The sequence below is a fragment of the Paenibacillus hamazuiensis genome, assembly GCF_023276405.1.
Classification (GTDB): domain Bacteria; phylum Bacillota; class Bacilli; order Paenibacillales; family NBRC-103111; genus Paenibacillus_AF; species Paenibacillus_AF hamazuiensis.
This window is the reverse complement of sequence record NZ_JALRMO010000001.1, coordinates 8,552,848-8,577,647: the sequence shown is the minus strand read 5'-3', so window position 1 is coordinate 8,577,647 and position 24,800 is coordinate 8,552,848. Positions and strand designations below refer to the sequence as shown.

Annotated in this window: 21 protein-coding genes; all 21 read right to left on the bottom strand. The window is 49.2% G+C overall.

The genetic code is table 11. The features are described 5' to 3' along the window. Window positions 1-89: 89 nt before the first annotated feature. The 21 genes from MYS68_RS37525 to MYS68_RS37425 all read right to left on the bottom strand — a co-directional run bounded on the left by MYS68_RS37525 (window position 90) and on the right by MYS68_RS37425 (window position 24,737). Window positions 90-329 (bottom strand): glutaredoxin family protein, encoded by a 240-nt coding sequence (locus MYS68_RS37525; protein ID WP_248930617.1) that lies wholly within the window; start codon window positions 327-329, stop codon window positions 90-92. 39 nt (window positions 330-368) lie between these two features. Further along, window positions 369-572: a heavy-metal-associated domain-containing protein gene (locus MYS68_RS37520; RefSeq protein ID WP_248930616.1), complete on the bottom strand. Its 204-nt coding sequence runs from the start codon at window positions 570-572 to the stop codon at window positions 369-371. Between the two features lie 32 nt (window positions 573-604). Then, window positions 605-1,225 (bottom strand): NAD(P)/FAD-dependent oxidoreductase, encoded by a 621-nt coding sequence (locus tag MYS68_RS37515; protein WP_248930615.1) that lies wholly within the window; start codon window positions 1,223-1,225, stop codon window positions 605-607. Between the two features lie 32 nt (window positions 1,226-1,257). Next, a complete protein-coding gene (locus MYS68_RS37510; RefSeq protein WP_248930614.1) occupies window positions 1,258-2,124 on the bottom strand; it encodes a hypothetical protein in 867 nt (288 codons plus the stop codon). Between the two features lie 38 nt (window positions 2,125-2,162). Then, a complete protein-coding gene (locus tag MYS68_RS37505) occupies window positions 2,163-4,598 on the bottom strand; it encodes a heavy metal translocating P-type ATPase (RefSeq protein WP_338043660.1) in 2,436 nt (811 codons plus the stop codon). Window positions 4,599-4,628: 30 nt separating this feature from the next. Beyond that, window positions 4,629-4,829 (bottom strand): copper ion binding protein, encoded by a 201-nt coding sequence (locus MYS68_RS37500; RefSeq protein WP_248930613.1) that lies wholly within the window; start codon window positions 4,827-4,829, stop codon window positions 4,629-4,631. Further along, window positions 4,826-5,170 (bottom strand): metal-sensitive transcriptional regulator, encoded by a 345-nt coding sequence (locus MYS68_RS37495; RefSeq protein ID WP_248930612.1) that lies wholly within the window; start codon window positions 5,168-5,170, stop codon window positions 4,826-4,828. The genes MYS68_RS37500 and MYS68_RS37495 overlap by 4 nt, the downstream gene beginning before the upstream one ends. Window positions 5,171-5,302: 132 nt before the next feature. Beyond that, on the bottom strand, window positions 5,303-5,638 hold the full coding sequence (locus MYS68_RS37490; RefSeq protein WP_248931148.1) for a metal-sensitive transcriptional regulator: 336 nt from the start codon (window positions 5,636-5,638) through the stop codon (window positions 5,303-5,305). Between the two features lie 126 nt (window positions 5,639-5,764). Further along, the gene (locus tag MYS68_RS37485) at window positions 5,765-7,210 is read right to left on the bottom strand and encodes an MFS transporter (RefSeq protein WP_248930611.1); all 1,446 of its coding nucleotides are present in this window, start codon (window positions 7,208-7,210) and stop codon (window positions 5,765-5,767) included. A 382-nt stretch (window positions 7,211-7,592) separates the two neighbouring features. Then, window positions 7,593-8,066 (bottom strand): carbohydrate ABC transporter permease, encoded by a 474-nt coding sequence (locus MYS68_RS37480; protein WP_248930610.1) that lies wholly within the window; start codon window positions 8,064-8,066, stop codon window positions 7,593-7,595. A gap of 351 nt (window positions 8,067-8,417) precedes the next feature. After that, window positions 8,418-9,695 carry a TRAP transporter large permease gene (locus MYS68_RS37475; RefSeq protein WP_248930609.1) on the bottom strand — a complete coding sequence of 426 codons (1,278 nt, stop codon included), beginning with the start codon at window positions 9,693-9,695 and terminating at the stop codon, window positions 8,418-8,420. Next, window positions 9,692-10,300 carry a TRAP transporter small permease gene (locus tag MYS68_RS37470; protein ID WP_420852191.1) on the bottom strand — a complete coding sequence of 203 codons (609 nt, stop codon included), beginning with the start codon at window positions 10,298-10,300 and terminating at the stop codon, window positions 9,692-9,694. Before MYS68_RS37470 ends, MYS68_RS37475 begins: the two co-directional genes overlap by 4 nt. Before the next feature lie 51 nt (window positions 10,301-10,351). Continuing rightward, window positions 10,352-11,380, bottom strand: a complete 1,029-nt coding sequence (locus tag MYS68_RS37465) for a C-terminal binding protein (protein ID WP_248930607.1) — start codon at window positions 11,378-11,380, stop codon at window positions 10,352-10,354. A gap of 91 nt (window positions 11,381-11,471) precedes the next feature. Further along, complete coding sequence (locus MYS68_RS37460; RefSeq protein WP_248930606.1) at window positions 11,472-12,539, bottom strand: TRAP transporter substrate-binding protein; 1,068 nt, start codon at window positions 12,537-12,539, stop codon at window positions 11,472-11,474. Window positions 12,540-12,577: 38 nt separating this feature from the next. Beyond that, on the bottom strand, window positions 12,578-13,831 hold the full coding sequence (locus MYS68_RS37455) for an enolase C-terminal domain-like protein (protein ID WP_248930605.1): 1,254 nt from the start codon (window positions 13,829-13,831) through the stop codon (window positions 12,578-12,580). A gap of 78 nt (window positions 13,832-13,909) precedes the next feature. After that, on the bottom strand, window positions 13,910-14,614 hold the full coding sequence (locus tag MYS68_RS37450; RefSeq protein WP_248930604.1) for a FadR/GntR family transcriptional regulator: 705 nt from the start codon (window positions 14,612-14,614) through the stop codon (window positions 13,910-13,912). Between the two features lie 106 nt (window positions 14,615-14,720). Then, entirely contained in the window at window positions 14,721-15,473 is a 753-nt protein-coding gene (locus MYS68_RS37445) for a glucose 1-dehydrogenase (RefSeq protein ID WP_248930603.1), read from the bottom strand. A gap of 17 nt (window positions 15,474-15,490) precedes the next feature. Continuing rightward, window positions 15,491-16,501 (bottom strand): zinc-dependent alcohol dehydrogenase, encoded by a 1,011-nt coding sequence (locus MYS68_RS37440; RefSeq protein WP_248930602.1) that lies wholly within the window; start codon window positions 16,499-16,501, stop codon window positions 15,491-15,493. A gap of 288 nt (window positions 16,502-16,789) precedes the next feature. Further along, a complete protein-coding gene (locus tag MYS68_RS37435) occupies window positions 16,790-21,739 on the bottom strand; it encodes an FG-GAP-like repeat-containing protein (protein ID WP_248930601.1) in 4,950 nt (1,649 codons plus the stop codon). 57 nt (window positions 21,740-21,796) lie between these two features. Beyond that, entirely contained in the window at window positions 21,797-23,122 is a 1,326-nt protein-coding gene (locus tag MYS68_RS37430; protein WP_248930600.1) for an ABC transporter substrate-binding protein, read from the bottom strand. A gap of 25 nt (window positions 23,123-23,147) precedes the next feature. Then, window positions 23,148-24,737 (bottom strand): extracellular solute-binding protein, encoded by a 1,590-nt coding sequence (locus MYS68_RS37425; protein ID WP_248930599.1) that lies wholly within the window; start codon window positions 24,735-24,737, stop codon window positions 23,148-23,150. Window positions 24,738-24,800: the final 63 nt, after the last annotated feature.

The window sequence follows — 24,800 nt, the reverse complement described above, 5'->3', positions numbered from 1 at the left end:
GTTGCATTTGCAACAAAATGAGCATCTTAAATGTAAAATGACCTCCATCCACCAATGAAATGGGGATGGAGGTCCGGTTTACGCTAAATTTATTTTAACAGTTCACTAATCTCATGCAGATTTTCCGCAAAACCGACAAACACCTTGTCGCCGATGACAATTGTCGGAACAATCTGCTTTCCCGTCAAATTCCATACTTCCTCTGCATACTTGACGTCATCTTCGCAGTTATAATCCGTATAGGGTATCTCGCGTTCTTTGAAGTACCGTTTTGCATAATTACAATCGCTGCAAGTCGGTATCGTATATATTTTTACGGATTCATTCATTTTCAAATCACACTCCCCTTGCTCACCGTCGAATGTAATTTATGCTACAACGTCATATCCTTTGTTTCGGATGGCTGCTTTGATATCGGCTAATTGTAAGTTTGCTTCGTCAAATTGGACATGTACGGTGCCCTGTTCAAAGTTAACGCGGCCGGCAGCGCCGATCGAATCAAGGGCTCCTTCAATTTTTCGTATGCAGGAACGGCAAGACATACCTTGTACTTTAACCGTAGCTTCTTGCATGATAGGTTCACCTCCTCTTATTCGACTTAGCATTAACCGGCGATTTGCTGCAGCTGTTCAAGCGTTACTCGATCCACGAATTTGCTGAATTTTTCTTTGCCTTTAGCTTGGGCCTTATAGTAATCGACGATGGCGGTAATGGCGGGAACGAGCCGGTCTTCCGTTAATCCGGACACGAGCAGCTTGGCAAAGGACGTTTTAAGCCCCTTCGGTTCACCGCCAACGTAGATATCAAACGTATCGCGCATTTTCACAACCCCTATATCCTTTAGTAGCGGTTCGCTCGTTCCAAGCGCACATCCCGCATATCCGATCTTAAGCGGCGTTGGCGTTTCAATGCCGGCAATCGCTTGATTTAAGGTTCGTGCCGTTTCCAAACCGGCCTCTTCGGCCCCTTTACAGAAATTGCAGGCGATAAGACTTTTCGTCGCGGCCCCCGCCGGATATACTTCAAGTCCATAACGCTCAAGCGCTTCCTTGACAGCATCGCGCCGTTCGAGCGGCACTTCAACATAAAGCTGTTTGAACGGCGTCATTTCAATTCGGGCATCCTTTCCTGCAGCGGCACCGATTTGTGCTAGCTGCTCCGGCGTAAACAAGCTGCCTCCGACTTGAATCGCCGGGCTTATCGCGATTTTTGTTTTTTCTCCCATGACCCATCCACCCCATCTTCGATCTTGCCGAATTATTTAATTTCGACTACGTAAGGTACGGTAAGCACTTTTCCTTGATGCTGAAATTGTCCCCATATTTTATAGGTGCCGCTCTTCGGAAAAGAAGTGGCGAACTGCGCTTTCGGGCCGGTTGCTTTTTCATCGAGCGGGTGGACATGAATGTACTGCTCCGCATCGGCCGATAAAATAACGACGTGTCCGACAGCGCCCAAATACGGTTCCAGGTTGCTGATCCCTTTTTTGGTTTGCGCGTCATTGATGTTAAATGTAAGGGTAACGTCCTCTTTTGACTTCATGCTGCTTAAAGTGAGCTCGACTTCTTTGCCGTCGACCGTTTTCACCAGCTTGGTGTCCGCTTTGACCGCGGCAGGTTCGGCCGCCTTGCCCTCCACCTTCTTCCATTCGCTCAGCGTCGTGGCGGCTCCGCCTTTCGGAACGAAATCGGCAAACACTTTATACTCCCCGCCGGCCGGAAAGGAGGTATTGATCGTAAACGTTCCGTTTCCTTTGAAATCGGGATGAATATGGTTAAAGAAGGAAAGGTCTTTATTGACGATAATGAGATGCAGCAGCTTCTCATGGTTGACCTCAAAATCGCCCACCGCCTTGCCGTCTTTATCGGTGATTTGAATGCTCAGCTCCGTATTTTCGCCCGCTTTGGCTCCTCCCGATGCAAACGAAAACGACGCTTTGAAGTTAGCCGGCGCAGATTGCGCTTCCGCACCATGGCCGCTATGGCCGCCGGCCTCCGCACCGGTGCTGCTTTGATGCTGGCCGGTCTCGTGACCGGCCGGATGCTCGCTTTTATTCGCGTTGCCGCATGCAGACAGCAAACCGAGGGCAAGAATGCTTGAAATCACGATCATTTTCTTGTTCATATGGTATACTCTCCATTCCTATTTTCATGAGTAAAAAATTAGTGACGCACTTTGACACGCTGCAGGCGAAGCGCATTGAGAACAACGGAAACGGAGCTGAGCGCCATGGCCGCGCCCGCTACCCACGGTGCGAGCAAACCAATCGCTGCAATCGGAATGCCAAGGGTGTTATAACCGAGCGCCCAGAACAGGTTTTGCTTGATGTTGCTCATCGTCTTGCGGCTCATATAAATCGCATCCGGGATGCTCGCCAGGTCGCCGCGCATGAGGGTGACATCCGCCGCTTCCATCGCCACATCGGTTCCGGTGCCGATGGCCATACCGATGTCCGCCGTCGCCAGTGCCGGCGCATCGTTGATGCCGTCCCCGACCATGGCTACTTTTTTGCCTTGCGCCTGCAGTTTCTTCACTTCCTCTGCCTTTCCTTCCGGAAGAACTTCCGCGCGTACATGATCGATCCCGACTTGGGCTGCGATCGCCTTGGCTGTTCTTTCGTTATCGCCGGTGATCATGATCACCTGGATGCCCATCTCTTTCAGCCGGCTAACTGCGGCCTGCGAGGTTTCCTTGATCGTATCCGCCACAGCGACCATTCCTGCATAGCGGCCATCGATCGCGACAAGCATCGCCGTCTTGCCGGCTTCTTCCAAACGGGCCATCGTCTCGTAAGCATGCTTTGCATCCACTTCGTATTTCTCCATCAGTCTGCGTGTGCCGACGAGCAGCTGCTTGCCTTCCACCGCCGCTTTGATTCCGAATCCCGGAATCGCTTCGAAGGATTCCGTTCCCGGCAGCTCGATATTCCGTTCGCGGATGCCGGCAACGATCGCTTCCGCCAGCGGATGCTCGGAATTTTTTTCCGCCGCGCCGACGAGTTTAAGAAATTCCGTTTCGTTCCCTTCGGTTAACACATCGGTCAGTTCCGGTTTACCTTTCGTGACGGTACCGGTTTTATCCAAAATGATCGCGTCGATCTTATGCGTTTGCTCCAGATGCTCGCCGCCTTTGAACAAAATGCCGAGCTCCGCGGCGCGTCCGGATCCCGCCATGATCGATGTCGGAGTGGCCAGACCGAGTGCGCAAGGGCAAGCGATGACAAGGATGGCGATCGCTTTTTCCAAAGCCTCTGAAAAATTACCCGGCGTCACGAAGAAATACCATACCAGGAAAGCGACGACTGCGATTCCGACAACAATCGGAACAAAAATGCCGGAGATGATGTCCGCTACCCGCTGAATCGGCGCTTTAGAGCCCTGCGCTTCTTCCACGACTTTAATGATTTGCGCCAGCGCCGTTTCTTTGCCGACTTTCGTTGCTTGAATCCGCAGCATGCCGTTTTTGTTGAACGTCGCTCCGATCACCGCATCGCCGGCTTTTTTCTCTACCGGAAGACTTTCGCCTGTCAGCATCGATTCGTCGACCGACGATACGCCTTCGAGCACTACGCCGTCCACCGGTACTTTGTCTCCGGGACGGACAAGCACGATATCTCCCACGATGACTTCATCTACCGGAACGGTCAGCTCCCGGCCGTCGCGTACAACCAAAGCCGTTTTCGCCTGCAGTCCCATGAGCGATTTGATCGCTTCCGATGTGCGGCCTTTGGCCAGCGATTCGAACAGTTTTCCCAGGATCACCAGCGTAATCAGGATTGCACTCGTTTCATAGTACAAAGAAGGTCCGTGATGTACGCTGCCTCCGCGAGCGGCCCAATCGACGGTCAGGTACAAACTGTAGAAGTAAGCGGCCGAGGTGCCCAGAGAGACCAGAACGTCCATATTCGCACTGCCATTGCGCAGCGCCTTATAAGCACCCACATAAAACTGCCTTCCGACATAAAATTGCACCGGTGTGGCCAAAATAAGCTGGAACCATGGATTCATCAGCATTTCCGGCATGTAGATCCATGAGGTAAACGAGAAGTGGGCAACCATGCTCCAGAGCAGAGGGAAGGAAAGAATGGCCGAAATGAGCAGTTTCCGTTTCTGATTCTTGACCTCATGGCCGCGGTGATCTTCTGCGGTCGCATTTTCTTCTTTTGAAATCGCTTTGTAGCCAAGCTGTTTAACCTTGTTTTGCATATCTTCGATCGAGACTTCACCGGGCGAATATTCGACGCGGGCGGTTTCCATCGCAAAGTTGACGGAAGCGCTCGTCACGCCCGGCAGCTTGCTGAGCCCTTTTTCGATCCGGTTTGCGCACGCGGCGCAAGTCATCCCTTCCAGCTTAAACTGGGCAACCTCTTTCGCCGTATCGTAGCCAAGCTTTTTAATCGTCGCTTCCAAATTTTCTACGCCAATTTTCGCCGGATCGTAAGTGACGCTTGCTTTTTCCAGGGCAAAGTTGACATTCGCAGAAGAGACTCCATCCAATTTATTTAAGCCTTTCTCGATCCGGTTCGCGCATGCGGCGCAAGTCATCCCCGTGATTTGCAAAATCGTTTGCTTGGTTCCCTGCGTAGCGGTTGTTTCCACAATCGTTCACCTCGTATTTTTTGAATAAAATTACAAGACGTCGTAGCCTTGTTCTTCGATGGTTTCTTTGATGCGGTCGATAGTAAGCTGATTTTCGTCAAACGCTACATCCACCGAATTGTTCTTAAGATCGACCTTCCCGGTTGCACCGACTTCTTTGAGTGCTCCTTCGATGGAAATGACACAATGTTGGCAGCTCATACCTTCTACTTGCAATGTGATGTTTTTCATTTTTCATCATCCCTTCGATTAATTAAAATGTTAATTGTTTTTAGCATTTCCTTAGTCATGGATTCGTTACTCTTGGGGTCCGCGCTTGCGACGTATGAGACATATGATTTCAAGTGGTTCGCCAGAAGCAGAATGCCCACTGCATTTAAAGCGGAATGAATGGCCTCAATCTGATTCAAAATCTTGTCGCAATATTCATCCCGCTCGATTTGCCTTTGTACGCCGCGAACCTGCCCTTCAATCCGGTTCAATCTCTGTTCGACAGCGAGCTTTGCCTTTGGATTGAAGCTGCTTAATTCCGGATGTTCAGGAAATGACTTCGTCGATTCCTTAGCATTCATTTCCATCAATCTCCTTGTTTGTAGCATACCCCGCTACCCTATTATTAGTCAAGAACTTTTTACAATACCCGTGTACCCTATATTTTTGTTCAAAGAAAAAGCAGCAAACGCTGCTTGATGGATCTTGACATGTTACTTCATCAGTTTGTTCATGGTGATCATAAGTTCCGCCAAAACCTCAGTGTCCCCTTCTTGGATCCGCTCGATAACGCAGCTTTTGAGATGATGCTCCAGCAAAAGCTTTCCGACTCCGTTCAAAGCAGATTGGACCGAGGCGATTTGGTTCAACACATCATCACAATACGTGTCTTTCTCAATTAACCCTTTAATGCCGCGAACCTGTCCTTCGATCCGATTCAATCGGCTGATCAAACTGTTTTTTACTTTATCCGAATGATGGCTTTTACGTCCGGAGCCGTCGGAAGAACAGCAATTCGAATCATGTTCACTTATAGTTGAATCCACCATTTCCATGTCAACGCTCATATGACTCGCCTCCTTAATAAGAGTATTATACAATACTCCCACCCCCTATACAATGAGTTTAATGGAAATCTCCAACCAACACGCAGATTGGCTGGAGATATCATCTGACTATATAGCCACCGAACTGCTGGATTCTCCTTGTTTTGGCGAACGGATAAAGAGTATTGCTAAAATTGCACCCGCAAAAGCAACCATACTCGACCAGAAAAAGGCTTGATGAAATCCTGCATTCAAAGCGGTTAATGTATCGGTTCCGGCCTGGGATGCTGTCGTCCCTGCGGAAATCGCAACCATGATAGCGAGGCTGATGGCCGAGCCGATCTGATAGCTCGTATTGGCAAGGCCGGATGCCAACCCCGCCTCTTCCGGCTTGGCTCCCGACATGGACGCCATCGTTGCCGGTATATAGGCGAGCGACATTCCCAACGCTCCTAATAAGGATGCCGGAAGGACATTTGCAACGAAGGTACCGTCCACTGGCGTATTTCCGGAGAACAGCAACATCGACACCCCAAGAGCAATGAGTCCGATCACCAGATTGGCTTTCATACCGAACTTCCCGATCAATTTGCCGGTAATGAACATCATGAAAATCGCAATCAGAATCGTCATCGGAAGCAATGCAACCCCGCCGGCAAAAGCGGAAAATTTCAGAACCTGCTGCATGTAGAGGTTGAGGAAATACCAAAGCGGTATCCATCCCCCGGACAGCATGATAAGGGCGATATTGCCGGCAGCCAGGTTAGGTGCTTTAAATATTCGCAGCGGAACAAGCGGTTCTTTCTTCACTGCTTGAATGATGAGAAACAGAATGAAAAGAACTGCTCCCGAAATGATCGTCCATAAGGTGGACGGCGATCCCCATCCATTGTGTTCTGCGGTAACAATGCCGTATACAATCAATACCAATGCCGCCGTAACGAAGATGGCGCCTGCGACGTCAATGCTCCCTTTTCTCCGAATCCCTTTCGACAATAATCCCGGTGCTAGGAGCAAAGCAAGAATACCGACCGGGACGTTGATCAGAAATGTCCATTTCCAGCTCAGCCACTCGGTAATCACTCCTCCAAGAAAAACACCTGCCGATCCTCCGGCCGCTGCCGAAGCTCCCCAGAAACCAAGGGCTTTGCCCAGTTCCTTGGGGTTGCCGCTAAACAACATCATGACGATCGTCAGAGCCGATGGGGCAATCAGAGCGGAACCGAACCCCTGCAATGCACGGCCGACGTTAAGCGCTCCGTCGCTCCAAGCCAACCCCGCAAGCAAGGAGGCTAAAGTCAAAATCGTGAATCCCCACATGAAGATGCTTCGTTGTCCGAATAGATCCGATAACCTGCCTCCGAGCAGCAGCAAACCGCCAAAGAAAATCACATAAGCGTTAAATACCCACTGCAAACTTTCCTGAGTATAGCCGAGCGCATCTTTAATGGCCGGCAAGGCAACCCCGATAATCGAGGTATCCATAATTACCATAAAATTGGCCAGGCATAGTAAAGCCAATGCTTTCCAACGTTTGGGATCGGCTTGTGATAAAACCTGTGATTCCATAGACATGACTATAACCTCCACCTCATTAAGATCCTCCGGTGGCTTTCCCAATACGATAACAACTCGTGACGGCCGTCTTCAAACGAGGTTATCGGGAAACCAAATTTTTCCGGAGCTCACGATTTGATTATAGTATAGTCCCCTACCCTATTGTAAAGATTATTTTCGAACAATCAACAAAAAATAATCTGTCCAGTAGGGGTCCAGGCGAAATCTTATTGGAAGACATTTTCATCTCGGTAAAACCCTCGTGTCTTAACTTTAGTATCTCCTCCGACATTGCTGCAGCCCGCCAATACTCCCCTCCCCTACCCCTTAATGACGCTGGCAGCAATGCCGCCGATCAAATATTTTTAGCCAATGAAGAAAATAATCAGCGGAACGACGGTCACCAGGCTTGCAATGTAATGGCCATCAAGTTGTTCCATTCGGTCAAATAACTGTTCCGGAACAGATTAAGTCCAAGCGTCAGCGTGTATTTCCGCTGGTCGTTCAAGAAAATCACCGGCCCCATAAAATCGGTCCACGCATTCATCGCTTGAAAAATGGCCACCGTTACCAGGGAGGGAAAAACAATCGGCAGCAGGATCCGCGAGTAGACCTGAAACGTGCCGCATCCATCGATTATGGCCGCCTCGTCGAGATCGTAGGGAATTGTCAAAAAATACTGCCGAAGCAGGAAAATATTGAACGCCGAACCGAAGAAAGAAGGAATGATGAGACAGCGTAGCGTATCAATCCAGCCCAGGATGTTAAATTCCACATAAAGCGGAATAAGTGTGACCTCGTAGGGGATCATCATGGAAGCAAGCAGGACGGCGAACCAGAAGTTTCTCCCTTTAAACTGGAATGTAAATGTCAAAACACGATCATAATTTATGAAAAATCGATATCGATGATTGACGAATTTTTTTTAAAAAAAAGAAGCCCTTGAACTCAAGGACTTCTTTGACCGATCCGCCTGGAATCGGCCCAAGTGAGCAGCTCCGCCAGCGTGTGCGCTGCGTCTGTGAGACCGGAAATACATTTGGCAGGTTGCAAGTCTGGAACTGCTCATGATATGATTTGCCGTTACGGGATGCCAGATGACGACGGCAACCACAACGTCGAACAGACCGTTTTTGACCATAAAAACCTTGCCGCGCCCCGCCTTCCTCTGCCGGACAACCATGCAGATCAATCATGATTAGTGACTATTTTTACAAAAACTGGCCTAATGCAGCCACCCGAGGGGAACCATAACAATTTGAGGAAACATCGTGAGCAAAAGAAGAACCAGCACTTCCGCTATCAAAAATGGCATGACTCCTTTCATGACGTCGTCCATTCCGACCTTTCCAACTCCTGCGGCGACATTAAGCACTGTTCCGACAGGTGGTGTCAGCAAACCAATGCAATTGTTGAGCACAAACAACATACCAAAAAAAACGGGATCAATACCTGCATGTTGTATAATCGGCATCAACACGGGAGTCAGAATCAAAATTGTAGGCGTCAAATCCATTGCCGTACCTACAATAAATACAAGTGCATTAATGACAAGCAACAGCAGAACCTTATTTGCAATAAAAGGAGTAAGAAGAACGCTGACTTGATCTGGTATATTAGCTACCGTGATTAACCAAGCCGACACCATCGCAGATGCAGCCAGAAGCATGACCACACTCGTTGTTTTCCCGGCTGCGATCAATACTTTGTACAACTGCTGCAGCTTTAACTCCCGGTACACTACCAATCCAATGACCAAGGCATAGACCGCCGCCACGGCTGCCGCTTCCGTAGGTGTAAAAATCCCGCCACGCAAGCCGCCAATGATAATCGCCGGAAGCAGCAGTGCCCATATGGCTGCTCGTGTTGCCTGCCACATTTCTTTTGGTGATTTCCGCGGCTGAACCTCCACTTTATCTTTACGCACGATCCATGTCCAGGTAATGATAAGTGCGACGGCCAAAAAAAGCCCCGGTATGATTCCCGCCATAAATAGTTTGGAAATCGATACGCCGCTTGTCACCCCGAATATGATCATTGGGATGCTCGGAGGGATGACAGGCGCAATTATTCCTCCTGCTGCAATCAGACCTGCCGAGCGGCTGCGATTATAACCCGCCTTCACCATCATTGGAATTAAAATGGCTCCCAACGCGGCCGTATCGGCAGCTGCAGAACCGGATAATCCCGCAAATATAACGCTTCCAATGATAGCTACGTATCCAAGTCCCCCGCGAAAATGGCCGACGAAAGCCATGGCAAAATTAATAATTCGTTTGGAGATTCCTCCTGCGTTCATTAATTCGCCTGCAAGGATAAAAAAAGGAATCGCCATAAGCGCAAAATTATCGGCACCATCGAACAAGTTGGAAGCCAGAATTTGCGTGTCGAAATTACTCATGACCAGCATCAAAGCCAATCCGCTTATTAAAAGCGCGAAGGCGATCGGAACCCCTAAAGCCATTACTCCCAACAACGAAACGGTAAATACCGCTAAAGTCATCTGAAAGTCCCTCCATTTGCCAGCCGATTGACCTTATGCGGCATCTCGCTTTCTGCTTCCCCTTCCGCATGTTCAAGCTCCTCCTGCAGGGTAAGCTCTTCGGAATCCGTAGTCATAACGAAATCATTATCATCATGCGAAGCAGACAGAACCCGATACAGATTGGCCAGCACGATAATCATCATGCCGACACTTGTGACAAGACCGATTCCATAAATAAAGAAATAAGGCATTCCCGTTGCCGGAGCGGTTTGATCCAAATTAATCATCGTTAACTTCCAACTGCCGTCAAACAAGAGCACAAGCGTAACCATTATGAGAAGATTGCTGATGACATATAATAACTTCCTGCCCTTCGCGGAGAGCTTCTTTACAAGCATATCCACACCCAGATGTTCATTGTCTTTTAGCCCGAGAATGGATCCCAAAAAAATCATCCATATAAATAAAAACCTCGACAGTTCCTCCGACCAAGTAATCCCGGAATTAAAAACATATCTCAATACAACGTTTCCAAACACGAATATGGTCATCAAGGAGATGGCAGCAGCTATGAAAAAATTCAGCATGCCGCTTATCCCTTTGATTATTTTCGCCACAATCATCACTCCTCGCTCTTCTCTTCATTGGCCCCTGATATTCCCGACTTTATTGATTCATTTTACAATGGAGCTATAACGCTTATCCGAATGGCATTCCGATAACAAGGATTTCTTTTTCACATCTTTGTTAACCAAATACTTGGGATATGCGCCGTCTATCAACACATCCAGCACTCCCATTGCAGCCTTGAGGCGCAATTCGGAAATCGCTTCCTCGGAATACCAAGCCATATGTGGAGTAAGTATAACATTGTCCATGGTTAGTAGCGTGTTGTTCCAATGAATCGGCTCGTACTCCACCACATCAAGAGCCGCTCCTGAAATCCGTTTATTTCGCAAGGCTTCAATTAAGGCCGCTTCATCAATCACATGACCGCGTGATGTGTTGATTATAATGGCTTCCGACTTCATCAGGTCAAACTGCCGTTTTCCGATCATCCCTTCGGTAGATGCCATTAAGGGAGCATGAACGGAAATAATGTCCGCCTCCCGGCACAATTCATCCAATGATAACAGAGCGACTCCCCCATTCTCCGCTATTTCGCAAGGACAATAGGGATCGTATGCAATCACGTTCAGGCCGAGCGGCTTCACTTTTTCGGCAAGGGCTCGAGGTATTTTCCCGAATCCGACAAGCCCCAACGTACGCCCTCTCAGACGGTAAATAGGCTGCGTCATTTTATAATCCCATTCGCCGCTCTTGACTGCACGATTGGCAGCGGTAACCTTCCTCAACCAACTGAGCATCAGAGCTAATGCATGATCGGATACTTCGTCCGCGCAATAGTCCGGGACATTGGCTACACATATCCCCTTCTCTGTCGCTGCATCCAGATCGATCGTATTCACTCCGACGCCGTACCGGGTTATCACCTTGCAGTTGTTCAGCGCCAGAATAACCTTTCGGCTGATCGGAGCGTACTGATTCATAATTGCATCTGCATCGTGACATACAGCGATGACTTCATCTTCGGTACGGCATTGAGCCGAAACGAGATCGATAGGATCCATATTCAGTAAAGATTTTTCATACCGCAAATCCTCATACTCCGAATCCGTAACAACCACTTTCCATCTTTTCATGGGGTCCCCCTCATGTTCGTTTGAAAGAGAAGCGGGACGAAGCAGTTTAGCTTACCAGCTTCGTCCGTTTCCACAGACTCTTATCAGTCGATTACTTTTGTCCTCTTGCTTTTTGAATTTCATCCATCATTTGCTTTACCAGGTCCTCGCCAAGGCTTTTCGAGTACTTATCGATCACAGGTTTCACAACATCCTGGATCTTCTTCGTTTCCGCCTCGGAAATTTCGGATACTTTCATCCCTTTTGCTTTCAAATTATCGAGCGATTTTTTGTTTTCTCCCCGGATCAGTTCACGTTCAAACTTGCCGGATTCGATGACTGCATCTTGAATGATTTTCCTTTCTTGATCGGAGAGCTGATCCCAAAATTTTTTGCTGCCCAGGAAGATAAAGGGAGTATATAAATGCTTGGAAATACTTAAATAGGACTGAACCTCATAAAACTTGTTCGATTCAATGACGGTTAACGGATTTTCCTGTCCATCGATGGTTTTCGACTCCATTGCCGTGAATAATTCCGTAAATGGCATCGGTGTAGGATTTGCTCCTATAGCCTTAAATACGTCAAGATGAACTTCGTTCGGAATCGTTCTTATTTTTAATCCTTTAAAGTCCTCCAGAGTGGCCACAGGTCTCTTGCTGTTGGTAAGGTTACGGAAACCGTTTTCCCAGTAGCCAAGGCCGACTATGCGGTGAGCGGGCAGTTTGTCAAGCAAAGATTTACCTACCGGACCGTCCAAGACGGCATCGGCTTCTTTCTCTGTATTAAACACAAACGGCAAATCGAAAACACCGAATTCTTTCACGCTTGCAGTCAATGGAGAAGTAGAGATGACTCCGAATTCCAAAGTGCCTGAAGCAAGAGAGTCAGCCACTTTTTTGTCATCACCAAGCTGATTGTTGAAGTAGACGCTGACCTGAAATTTCCCTCCACTGTTTTTCTCCACGATTTCTTTGAACTTCTTTCCCGCTATTCCTTCCGGATGCTCTTCAACCAAGCCGATGGACAGTTTAATTTTACGTTCCTGTATATCCTTGTTTCCCGCAGTTCCGGATTGAGCGGACGGTTGATTGCTCGGTTGGCCCCCACATCCGATCACTGAAACGAGAAGACAAGAAACTGCTAAACCCGATACTGCCGTTTTCCACCATGTTTTCATTTATTTTTACCTCTCCCCAATTAGTTTTTAGAATTTCCTTACGGTTTTGCCGAAGTACCGTCCGGTGTTCGCGCGAGCGTCCAAGTTGGTATCGTTCCCTGAACCGGATAGTTAGCGGCTTCTTCCTCTATGATATCGATGCCGAGTCCAGGACGGTCATTTACATAGGCGTAGCCATTCCGAACTATTGGGCACCCAGGGAATACGGTATGCAGTTGCTCATTTAGCGGTGTCCATTCCTGTATACCGAAGTTTGGCGTGCTGATGGATAAATGCAGATTAGCCGCGACGCCTACCGGCGAAATATCTCCGGGCCCGTGCCAAGCTGTTCTGACACCGTAGAACTCCCCGAAAATCGCCAATTTCTTTGCCGGCGTTATGCCGCCGATAGCGCTCACATGAGCACGTATAAAGTCAATATGGCGGTTTGATATCAAAGGCTTCCACTCGTTCACATTCGTAAACAGCTCGCCCATCGCGATAGGGGTGGAGGTCTGCTGCCGGATCATCTCTATCCAATCCAGATTCTCCGGGGAAGTCGGATCCTCCAAATAGAACAGATGATACGGCTCGAGCTTTTTGGCCAATCGGACCGCTTCGATGGGTGCAACTCTTTCATGAACATCGTGAATCAGTTCAATATTGTAACCAAGCTTTGAGCGCAGATGAGCAAATAAATGCTCAATGCTTTTCGCGTATGCTTCCGGGTCGAAGTACACTCCTTCCTGTCTGTTTTCCGGGGAACGCTTCGCTTGAATATTCGTCGCGCGAGAAATGACACTGGCAATAAGGCGAGTATCCTCCGTGCCGGAACCGCCATACATCCCCATTTGCACCCGAAGGTATTGATATCCCTCATCCATTAACCTTCTTGCGTTCTGCTCTACTTGGGTCTCATCGCTTCCGTCCACATGCCGGTAGAGTGCAACCCCGTCACGGCATTTTCCTCCCAGCAACTCATATACCGGCAGCTCGGCTATTTTCCCCTTCAGGTCCCATAAAGCCATATCGACTCCCGACAAGGCATTATTCATAATCGGCCCATTCCTCCAGTAACCGCTTACATTTGCGCTGTGCCATATATCTTCTATTCTGGACGGATCCTTGCCGACTAAGAATGGCTTTAAATAATGCTCTATTGCCGATTTCACTGCGTAAATTCTTTGTGTAAATGTCGCACAGCCAAGTCCGTACAATCCTTGTTTGTTCGTCTCGATTTTCACAACAACCAAATCAATCCCGCCGGGGGCTGTTAAAATCACTTTTACATTCTCAATCCTTACATTGTTCATCCGTATCTTCCTTATCTATAATTTCTTGTTAGTCGTCCTACATGTTTCGGCAAATGAATGGCCTCACCTGGGGCCATTTTAACTATTTGATTTCAACAGTTGCTTAAATTTGGGAATATTGTCTTCCATGGCTTCTTTCAATATTTGCTGCGCCGCGGCACTGTCGCGCTTCTGAAGCAATCTGTACAAGTTAATATGCACTTCGATACTTTCGATAGTCACACCAAAAACCCGATTTAATTCCCCTAGATAAAAAATATACAGTTCTTTGATCCCTTTGGTTACTTTATGGAAGACTTCATTCTTCGAGGCTTTGGCGATAGCAAGGTGAAACTCAAAATCGGCTTCCGTATACTTTTTATAATTATTACGGTTATTTATCATCACATTTAAAATGTTCTCAATCTCTTTAAAATCGTCTTCCGTCGCGTTCTGCGCCGCAAGCTCCATGCTTTTGAACTCCACGGTCTGACGGAATACCAGCATATCCAAAAATTCCTTCTCGCTCAGGTGCATGATAGGCCCGGAATCCATAAAATGAAAGTCGTTCAGCATCTCCGATACGAACGTTCCTCTGCCCTGATGAGTGACTACAACTCCCATATCGCGCAGCTTTTGAATAGCGCTTCTTACGCTGACCCGACTTACCTGGAACATTTCGCAAAGTTTGCTTTCCGATGGAATTTTGCTGCCTACCTTCCATTTCCCGCTGCGAATATGTTCATTCATTTGTTCAAAGACGCTGTTTACGATATTATTTTTCTGAATGGATTTAATGCTCATTCCTGACCATCTCCAAACATGTCTTACAAGTTCTCTTCATTATATAACATGTGTTGGAACACGTAAACACCACCCTCGTCCTTCCGCTTACCCGAGCTCAAAGTAATTATCGTCCCAACCAGCCTCCGTCAACGGCCAGCAAATGGCCATGAATATATTGTGCCGCATCGGATGCAAGGAATACGGCAGGCCCTTTGAAATCGTCCGGCTTCCCCCATCTGCCCGCAGGGATTCTCTCCAAAATCTGCCTGCTTCGAACGGGGTCTTTCATCAGCGCCTCATTCATATCGGTAGCTATGTAACCCGGCACGATGGCATTTACATTAACCCCTTGCGAAGACCATTCGTTGGCCAATGCTTTCGTTAATTGCGCAACCCCGCCTTTCGCGGATGCATATGCAGGGACGAAAATTCCTCCTTGATAAGAAACCAGCGATGCGATATTAATAATTTTCCCGCTTTTTTGCACAACCATATATCTGCCCGCCTGCTGACAAAGTATCCATACGGCCTTCAGGTTGGCCTGCAGCACTTCATCCCAATCTTCTTCGGAAAAATCAACGGCCGGCGAGCGGCGCTGGATACCGGCATTATTAACCATAATATCGATTTGGCCGAGCTTTTCCACTACCTTCGGCACCGCTTCTTTAACTTGCTGCGAATTACTTATATCACATGGAATTATGACGCATCTCACGCCCAATTGTTCTATCTCCCGCTTCACGTTTTCTTGCTCCGGGGAACGTTGAAGCAGCGCAATATCCGCTCCCGCTTCTGCCATACCGAGTGCGACGGAACGTCCAATACCGCGAGTAGCTCCGGTGATGGCAGCCACTTTGCCTTTTAAGCTCAATAACATATAAAATTCCTCCTGAATTATAGGTGAAATAAAACTTTCATCGAAATTTCCGTATTCTCCATATATCCGAAACCTTGCTTGATCTGTTCGATCGGCAACCTGTGAGATATCAAGGGACGTACATCAATGAGCTTTTTTTCCATAAATTGAATGGCTGTGGCAAAATCGTTCGAATTAGCACATCTAGTCGTCGTCAAAGATATCTCCCTGAAATGCATCGCGGCCAAATCAACAACCGGCGCTTGTTTGTATACGCTTACTACGACAATCGTCCCTTGAAATTTGATGCATTCAACCATCTGCTTAGCCGTGCTCTGAGTACCCGCTACTTCGAATACGACATCGGCTCCAATTCCATCAGTTCGGGCAAGCACGACTTCCTTGATATTCGTTTCTTTGGCATTAACGCAAATAAAACCCAGTTCCTTAGCAAATTGCAAACGAAATGGACTTATGTCCGAGATAAATATTTCACTGGCCCCCGCCTGCTTTGCTACCAATCCAATTAACAAGCCAATGGGTCCCGCTCCTAATATCGCTACACTGTCTCCTACCTTAAGATTAGAACGGCGCACTGTATGCACGGCTATCGCAAGCGGTTCCACTAATGCAGCCTCATCGTCGGATACATTGTCAGGCAGATGATGAAGACGATCCACCGGGACCGCTACATACTCACTGAATCCCCCGTTCTTATCAATGCCGATACACTTCAATGTAGCGCAAACATGATATTGACCTGCACGGCACGCCGCGCACCGCCCGCAGGTCAAATACGGTTCCACCGTCACCCGGTCCCCTGGCTTGAAACTCACATGATCTGCAATGGATTCAATGATTCCGCTAAACTCATGCCCCATCACAAGCGGAGCTTTTGCGCGAGGATGCTTTCCCGAAAAGACCATCATGTCTGTTCCGCAAATCCCGGCATAGGCTACCCTAATCAGAGCCTCGCCTTCACCTGGTATTGGTTTATCGATCAATGCTGATTGAACTGTTTTTTCACCAACGTACAGTCCGGCTTTCATTTCTACGCCTCCATTTTGGTTTGCTTGCAAGTCGAGGATTCATCCTTCAAAATTCATGTCATACAAGTTATTAGTTTATTTATAACAACTTGTCATACAACAATTATAATCCATACCATTTTCTTTGTAAACGATTATATATAAAATTGAGTATTTATTCGGACTACTTCCCATAACGATACCGTACTGCCCGCTTCGGCGTTTCCCTGAAAGTCGGTTTCGGATTGCTTATCACCGAATGGTCCGCCGGCTGCAGAGGATCGGTGCGGCCGGCGGAATTGTACCAATCTAATTGTCATGCACTTTCGGATGGAGTCCTGCCTCGTATTCAGCGAAATTATCCAGCCCGTCTCCATCCGGATCGGCCTCCGGTCCGCTGATGGCAGAATTGCTTAGGTCAGCAGCGGAGAAATAAATATGCCGCCAATCATCGAACGCACCTTTAAATGGAGGCAGCTGAGAGGCGGGCAGCACGGTCGGTGCCGTCCCGGTTTTCGTGATCGGGTAATCCGCCTTGACGTACTCGGAATAAGCGTACGGCTTTATTTCCTGGTTATATTTATAGTTCTGCGATTCCTGGTATCCCACCCAAGGGCGCTGCGACCATCTGCTGTCGTAGGTGACCACATTGGACGTATAGACTCTGCCGCCCACCCGAAGGTTGGAGATGCCGTTATCCCAGACTTGTACGTTGGAAAAGGAGTTGGTCCCCATCTGCGTCGCCACTCCGTAACCGATATTGTTGTAAACTTTGACATTATACGCCGCAAACGTAACGGTGTCTCGAGACTGATTGTAGATCCCGTTCTCGTTGCCCCAGAACTCCCCACCATTAATCGTGGAATTTGTACTGTCATGAGAGGAGAACCCTTCATCGAAATTGTTGAAAGCTTCGATGTTTTCGAACACTAGCCCCGTTCCGGTACCGTGAATATTAAAACCGTCGTTTTGTACCCCGGTGACCCGCAGATTGCGATACGTCTGGTAAGAATCGGTGGTGACGATTTCAACTCCGTTCGATAATGTGGATATTTCCCAGCCCGAAGTCGGCGACGCTTTATCCGGGTTCAAAATCAGCTTGCTGCCGTCCGAAGACAATACCGCATAGTCGCTTGTGAATATCCCGGCATTTTGTCCCGACGGCTGATCCAGTAAAAGCCGCTGACCATTATACGCTACCAAATGACGGAACGTGGTGGATTTGCCGTCCGGAAGCGTGTTCGCTATGGGTGCCGGCAGCGCATAAGTCCACTGCCCGTTCGCCTCCTGGGTGAACTGAAACGGAGTGAATCCGCTAATCAGCTCGCCGTTCCCTTCAAATATAATCGGATTGCCGGGAGCGCCGGACGCGTGTATTTTGACCGTTTCATGGTATGGACCGCTCCCCGGTACCAGGGAAATGACGTCTCCCGGTTTGAGTGCCGGAGAACTGGCGACGGCTGCGGCAATAGAAGTGTACGCTCCGCTCGTCATTCCCCGCCGGTCCACAAGCAATACTCTGGGCTCGCCGCTTGCCTGCACCGTAAAAGCGACCGGGTTGCTCATCTTGCCGTAAACGGTGAGTGTAACTGTTCCTGATCCTGCGCTGAGCGGAATCAAAGTCGTACCGTTCACCGAGGAAAACGCGGTTCCTGTTTTTACCGTCCACGTTGCAGGCAGTCCGGCCAGGTCATAGGAGCTGCCGAATTGATCCTTGCCGGTGACGGTGAGTCCGTTCAAATCATACCCTGCGCCGCCCGCGGTAAGAACGGGTATGGTCCCGCTTACCCGGACGGAGTCAAGATAAGGCGGGATAGACGGATCCGGCTCGGTCATGAGATTAAATTCAAGACGGTCGACCCTTGCCGCTTCGGAAGCATTCGATGTGCCCTCCAGCTTGACGATATCCCCCTGTCTTAGCGGAATAGCCGATACCCCTCTGCTGGTTCTCGATTTGTCCGAAACGGAAGCCGAGCCCAAGTCTTGATTGGCCGTCCACGCATCGACTTGCACATCGTTAACAAACAATCGATACGTTGCGGCACCGTCATTTTCGTCAAAATAGTGCACCTTCAGATCGTAGGTACCGATTTGCCCATTAAATGGCATTGCAGCCGTTCCTGTGCCCGACACTTTAATCACTTTTCCCCCGGAAGCCACGGATTGAACCTCAGGCGTATAACCGGCGAGCGTCATGTCCTCCGCTTCGACGAAAGTGGTGCTAATCGGGGGCTGCGTACCGTTGTATACCATGCCGGACGGCTGGAATACGACGTTGCTGTAAAATGTATTTTTGAAGTCCAAAGGGACATCCTCTTTGCTCCCCGCTTGCGCGCCTTGTATGACGATATTATCGAAGGTGACATTGCTGACCAGGTGGGTGGAATCATAACCTTCTATCGTTGAAGCCTGAACCGCTTTATTCCAAACATAGAAGTCCTTCACTCGGACCTGATCGATCCACCCCGGCCTGGAATTCCCGTTCAATAACCGGATGCGGAAATAAAAGTAGCGTTCGTTATAGTTGCCGCCGATGAATTCGGCCCGATTATTGATCACGTCGATATTTTGAATATGGCTAGCATCTCCTGCCCAAAGGGCGACGAACCGGTCGGCGCGAACGATATCATTGTTCTCGAACAAGATATCGCCGATATCCATCAGCGTCTCATCGCCTACCTTAAACGCGGCTTTCAAAGACCATAATACGTTATTTTTGATCTGTAAGCCGGACGTCGGTCTTTTCAAGTTCAAATAGCCCGTGACTTTAGGCGTGATCGCGTCGTCGCCGGTATAGATAAACGCACCGTCAATGGTTACGTTTTGCGACGAATCGATATCCACCCCGTCGGTGTTGGTCACCGTCGGAAGCAGAATATTCGGATTCGCCGGATCGGGACCGCCTCTCAAATCGTTGATCAGCTTTATATTTTTCAGGACAACATCTTTAGCGTAAAGAAGATGAATCGTCCATCGGGCCGAATCGACGAAATAGACGTCCTCGATCTGCAAATCCGTTACATCTGCGGTCCGTAAAAGCTTGATATTCGCTTTGTTGTTCAAGGTTTTGATCGCCATTCCGCTGCCGTCAATTATCCCTCTGCCGCTAATTTTCACATGACTTGCGTTTTGTATGAAAAGGAAGGAGGAGTCCGAACCGTTTTGGACCGGATAATTCGCGGTGCTGGAATCGGACACGGCTTTAATCCAGGCGCCGCTTTGTAAATAAAGATGCACGTTGCTCTTCAGCTTGAGCTGTGCCGTCACGTACTTCCCGTCCGGAACAAGCAGAGTTCCCCCCGCTCCGTTGTTCAATGCGGACGTATCGTCGATCGCTTCTTGCAAATAGCCGGTGACAGCCGCTTCTTCATCACGGCCCGCCGGTAAATAGTCGGCCAAATTGATCACGTTCGGATCGTGAATATCGGGTGCGGCGGTTTCAAGCCCATCGGCGAATAGAAGCAAGTTCTCCAAATTGTTTACGCTTACAATCAGCGTTCTCGGTTGATCGATGGAGAAAGAAAGACGGTTTCCGCTGCTGGTTCCCTGGATTTGATAGCTTTGCGGACTGATGCCAAACGAGGAAACCGCCTCGTTCGCGGTCACTGTGAAATGGGCCGCTCCTGTAAAGGAAAACCTGGCGAAGCTGACATCGCCGAACTTCTCAACGAATATGTTCTCCCCGTTAACCGACAGTGTATAAGAGCCGCTCGGTACGGCACCGGACCTGACGGGATACTGCCGGATCGAATTGGCCCGGGTGGTATAATTCAACTGCGATTTCTTCGATATCCCCGCAAACGTTTGTCCATCCGAATCAAAGAATGCCCTGGCGTTAACGAGAATGTAGTACATCGTATTATTTTGCAGAGGAGCTGCATGTTGAAGGGAGATGACATTCGATCCGAACCCGGTGACCTGAGCCGAATTTCCGGCAATGGATTCCACAAGCGAATCGTCACTATATTTACGAATCTCGATAACCCCCGGACCTCCGCTTGCGATCGTTTCATTAAACGTCAATTGAATAGGATCGCTTGCAGCAACGGAAACCGCATCGTCATTTGGAACGGTTGCCGTAAGTATTGGCGGCGACCCGCTTTGCCGATAAAGGGCCGGAGTACCTCCATGATTTACATTCAAGATATCCTGATCACCGTCACCGTCGAAATCGCCTACCGCAAGAAACCCGGCAAAAAAATAATTGACATTGGCTGTAAACGATACGCTCGCGAAAGGATTGCCGCTCCCTGTAAGCTCGGCAAAAGTGCCGTTACCGTTATTTTTCCAATACTGCACCCCGGTGTTAGCGGAATTTCGGTTTGCCAAATCCATCCATCCGTCGCCGTCAAAATCCCCCGCAACAAATTTGCCGGCTGTTGTGCCTACAGCCATACCGAATTCGTGGAGAGGATTCATTCCCGCACCTTGCAAAACCGTAAAGTTCCCTCCGTCATTTCGGTACATAGCCGGAGCCCCGCCATGATTGCCGTTGAAGATGTCCACGTCCCCATCGCCGTCGAAATCGCCCGCCGCTAAAAGCGGCGCCGTGAAATAGCTGCTGTTTGATGCAAACGATACGCCGGCGAGCGGATTTGCGGTACCGGTCAATTCGGTAAACGTACCGTCGCCGTTGTTTCTCCAATACTGTACTCCGGTGCTGTTCGTATTGCGGTTCACCAGATCGGTATCCCCGTCGCCGTCAAAGTCGGCTGCAATCGCCCGAAAGCTGCCTGTACCGATCGCCGTTCCGAATGCATGGAGTGGGTTGACCCCCGATCCTTGCAGAACCGCGAAGGTCTCTCCCTCATTTCGGTACAAAGCGGACGAGCCTTGATGATTTCCGTTAAATACGTCGACATCTCCATCGCCGTCAAAATCGCCTGTGATCAAGTAAAGTGCGCTAAAGTAGTTCGCAGAAGCTCCGGAAAACGTCACATTTAGAAAAGGGTTGCCGGAGCCGGTAAGTTCCGTAAAGGAACCGTCTCCATTATTTCTCCAATACTGTACTCCGGTGTTGGACGTATTCCGGTTCACCAAATCCGTATCTCCATCTCCGTCAAAATCGGCTTCAATAAACTTATTGTTGCCGCCGGAAGCTCCGACTGCCATGCCAAACTCGTAAAGCGGATTGGTCCCTTGCCCTTCCAGAACGACAATGCTCCCGGCCGCCGACACTTGCGCGGGAGACGGCAGACCCGTAAACCACACGGCCATCGCGACAAAAATAGCATACCTGGCGATTCGAAAGTAACGCATAAGATTCTCCCCTTACTCGATAGGATTCTATCCACGTGCTTCCACTAACCGTACCGGCTATTTTTCCTTCGCCTGTTCCGTAGCGATAAACTTGTTAATCGATTCCTCCGCGTTTCGTAAAGCGGTGTTTAGGTCCGACGCTCCGTTCGCGAAATTGACATACTCCGCCATCAACCGCCTCCGTGCATCGATATAATACTTCGATAAGTTCATGCCTGCGGCGGGTTTGCTTTTGAAGATCGACTGAAGATCGATTCCTTTCAGATGGGGCATATCCGCCGCCAGCTGCTTTTTGATGTCAGGATTTTTGAGCGGCGACATCTTGCCGTACTTCCGTGCAATCTTCAGCTGGACCTCGTCGGAGGTCATCACTTCCACGACTTTCATGGCGGCGTCCTTGTTTTTGCTCTGCGGGGTAACCACTATAAAATGAGCGTCAAGATATCCGTAAGTATCCGGCAGCTCCTTATAGCTCGGATATTGAGCCACGCCGAGATTCAATCCTTTTTCCATCGCCCCCTTCGAGTTTTCCAGCATATTGATCGTCGCATACATGGCCACCGTCTTATTTTTCCAGAAGGCATCCGTGTCGCCCGAATCCACCTTCGGCGGCATATTGTTCGGGATGGTAAGAATATCTTTGCCCAGCTGAAAAACTTTGCGCCACGTATCATTATTTACGTTCGCCTTCTCGGTCTTCGGGTCGACGATGTTCGGCGAAAGCGGAGAAGAAAGGCGGGAAGCGTGTTCATAAGCGAGCCCGCGGTACTGAATCCCGTTCTCCTGGCGCGAAACCTGCTTTCCAAGCTCGATCGCATCTTCCCAGGTCATGCCGTCTTTCGGATAAGGGACGCCGAATTTGTCAAAGATATCTTTATTGTAATAAAGTGCGTTAAACTGCTGGTTATAGGGGATGCCGTACAATTCTCCTTTATCGGACAATGCTTTTATCGCACCCAGAGCCACCGGTTCAAATCTGTCGAGGTCGATATGATGCTGCTTGGCCAGCGGGGCCATATCGCCGACCAGGTGATAGTTTTCCAACGTTTTGATTTCCGCTTGCCAGCCGTTGACCAGATCAGGCGTCGTGCCGGATGCGAGCAAATCGGGAAGAGTCATTCCGCCCGATTGCGACCGAATCACCTCTACGGAAATGTAGGGATATTTTTTCTTAAGCGGTTCCAAAATAGAATCGTTCAGCATCTCTTCGCTGGTGAAATTCTGGAAAGTGTACATCTTTAAAGTAACGGGCTCCGGATCGTCCTTTTGCCTTGTTTCATCGTGGTTGTTCCGGGCCTCATTCCCCGCCTGATTCGAACCGCACGCCGTGGTAAAACCAAGCGCCATCATGATGGAGATCCCCGTCAACATTGGTTTCCTCATTCGTGTACGCCTCCTCATTATCCGGTTACTGCTTCAAGCTGTCTTTGTTTTTGTCATACCACTCCTGCACCTGTTTCCAAACGTTTTCCCCGTTCAACCGCTTCCATTCCTTCTTCAGCTCGGCGGCTCCCCATTCCGGCGTAAACTGCGGCCCGCCCATAATGACCTTGTTGTCGATTTCGTCGGCCTTCGGGTTAAACTCGGCTAAAAACTGGCTCAGCTCCGGAAACGAAGGCGCGTACGGAATGTCTCTTCTGAAATTGTTTTTCATCGCCGTTTCCAGGCCCGACGCCTTCAGCTTGGCATATTCCTGGGAAAGCGGATCTGACGCGGCCATTTTTACAATGTCATCCGGCTTCGGATCCCATTGGTTAACGATCGGGTATTCATACGCGTAATCCAGTTCTTTCTTGTTTTTCTCTCCGTCAATGGCCTGCACAACCCCATTCGTTTTCTTGTAATGTGTGCCTTCCATGCCGAATTTGAGCGTAAACCAGCCCTTATCCAGCATCCAATCCAGGAATTCGACGGCGGCCTTCGGATTTTTCATGTTTTTGTTAAAAGCAATCAGCATGGAGGCCGGCGCTTCCTGCAGCAAGCCGAATTTGCCGTACTTCGTCGTCACGGATTCCAGAGGAACCGGCTGCGCATTCGGCACGTTTTGCTTCAAATCCCGGTACTCGGAATCCAGGTGCCACGAGCCCAGATAGATGCCCGCTTTGCCGGTAATCCAAAGCTGACGCTCGCGCTGGTAATTCTTATCGGTGATATATTCCTTGTCGACCATGCCGCCGTCGTACATTTTTTTGGACATTGCCAAGGTATCCAGATATCGGTCACTCAACCGGCCCAGCTGCATCTTGCCGTTATCCAAGTACCATGTGTCCGGTCTGGAAGCGAACATAGCCGCCGGGTAACTCTTAAATTGGCTGTTGAAGGCAAAACCCACCGTATCGTTCTTGCCGTTTCCATCCGGATCTTTCTCCACAAACGCCTTGGCTACGCTCAGAAGCTCCTCATCGGTTCGGGGCATCGCCAAACCGAGTTTGTCCAGCCAGTCCTTGCGAATCCACATCCCCTGGTTGGCGATCGTATCGATTCCGCGTTTGCTGGAGACGGCAACCATTTTCCCATCGATCGTCACGTAAGGCTTTAGCTCGGGATGTTCGCTTACATATTTCTTATAGGACGTGCTGTACTTCTCAATATAAGCATCAATCGGCTGAATCGCTCCTTGGGCGGCCAGCAGCGCGATATAGTTGCGGTCGTATTCCCAGATGAGGTCCGGCGCTTCGCTCGCGGCAATCAGAACATTCAGCTTCTGCTGCGCCGTACTGCGGGGGACAGGCACCCAATTCACCTTGATACCGGAATTGTCGTTGATCCACCCCGTCCAACGGTTTTTCTCATAGGTTCCTTCTTCAGCCGGTACGCGTCCCCTGTCAAACATGGAAATACTGATTTCCTTGGGGAGACTGGCGTACTTGTCGGTTTCCTTACCGTCACCCTGCGCCGGGGGCGTTTCCTTTTTGTCTCCACAGGCGGTCAGTCCGGTCATCGCCAGAGCGATAGCCAGAGCTGAAGTGACGTGCTTGCTTTTCATTGGGATCTGCATACCCTTGACCTCCTAAGTCGTCTGTCGATTTATATCATTTTAAGACTTATCGTCTTACAGATA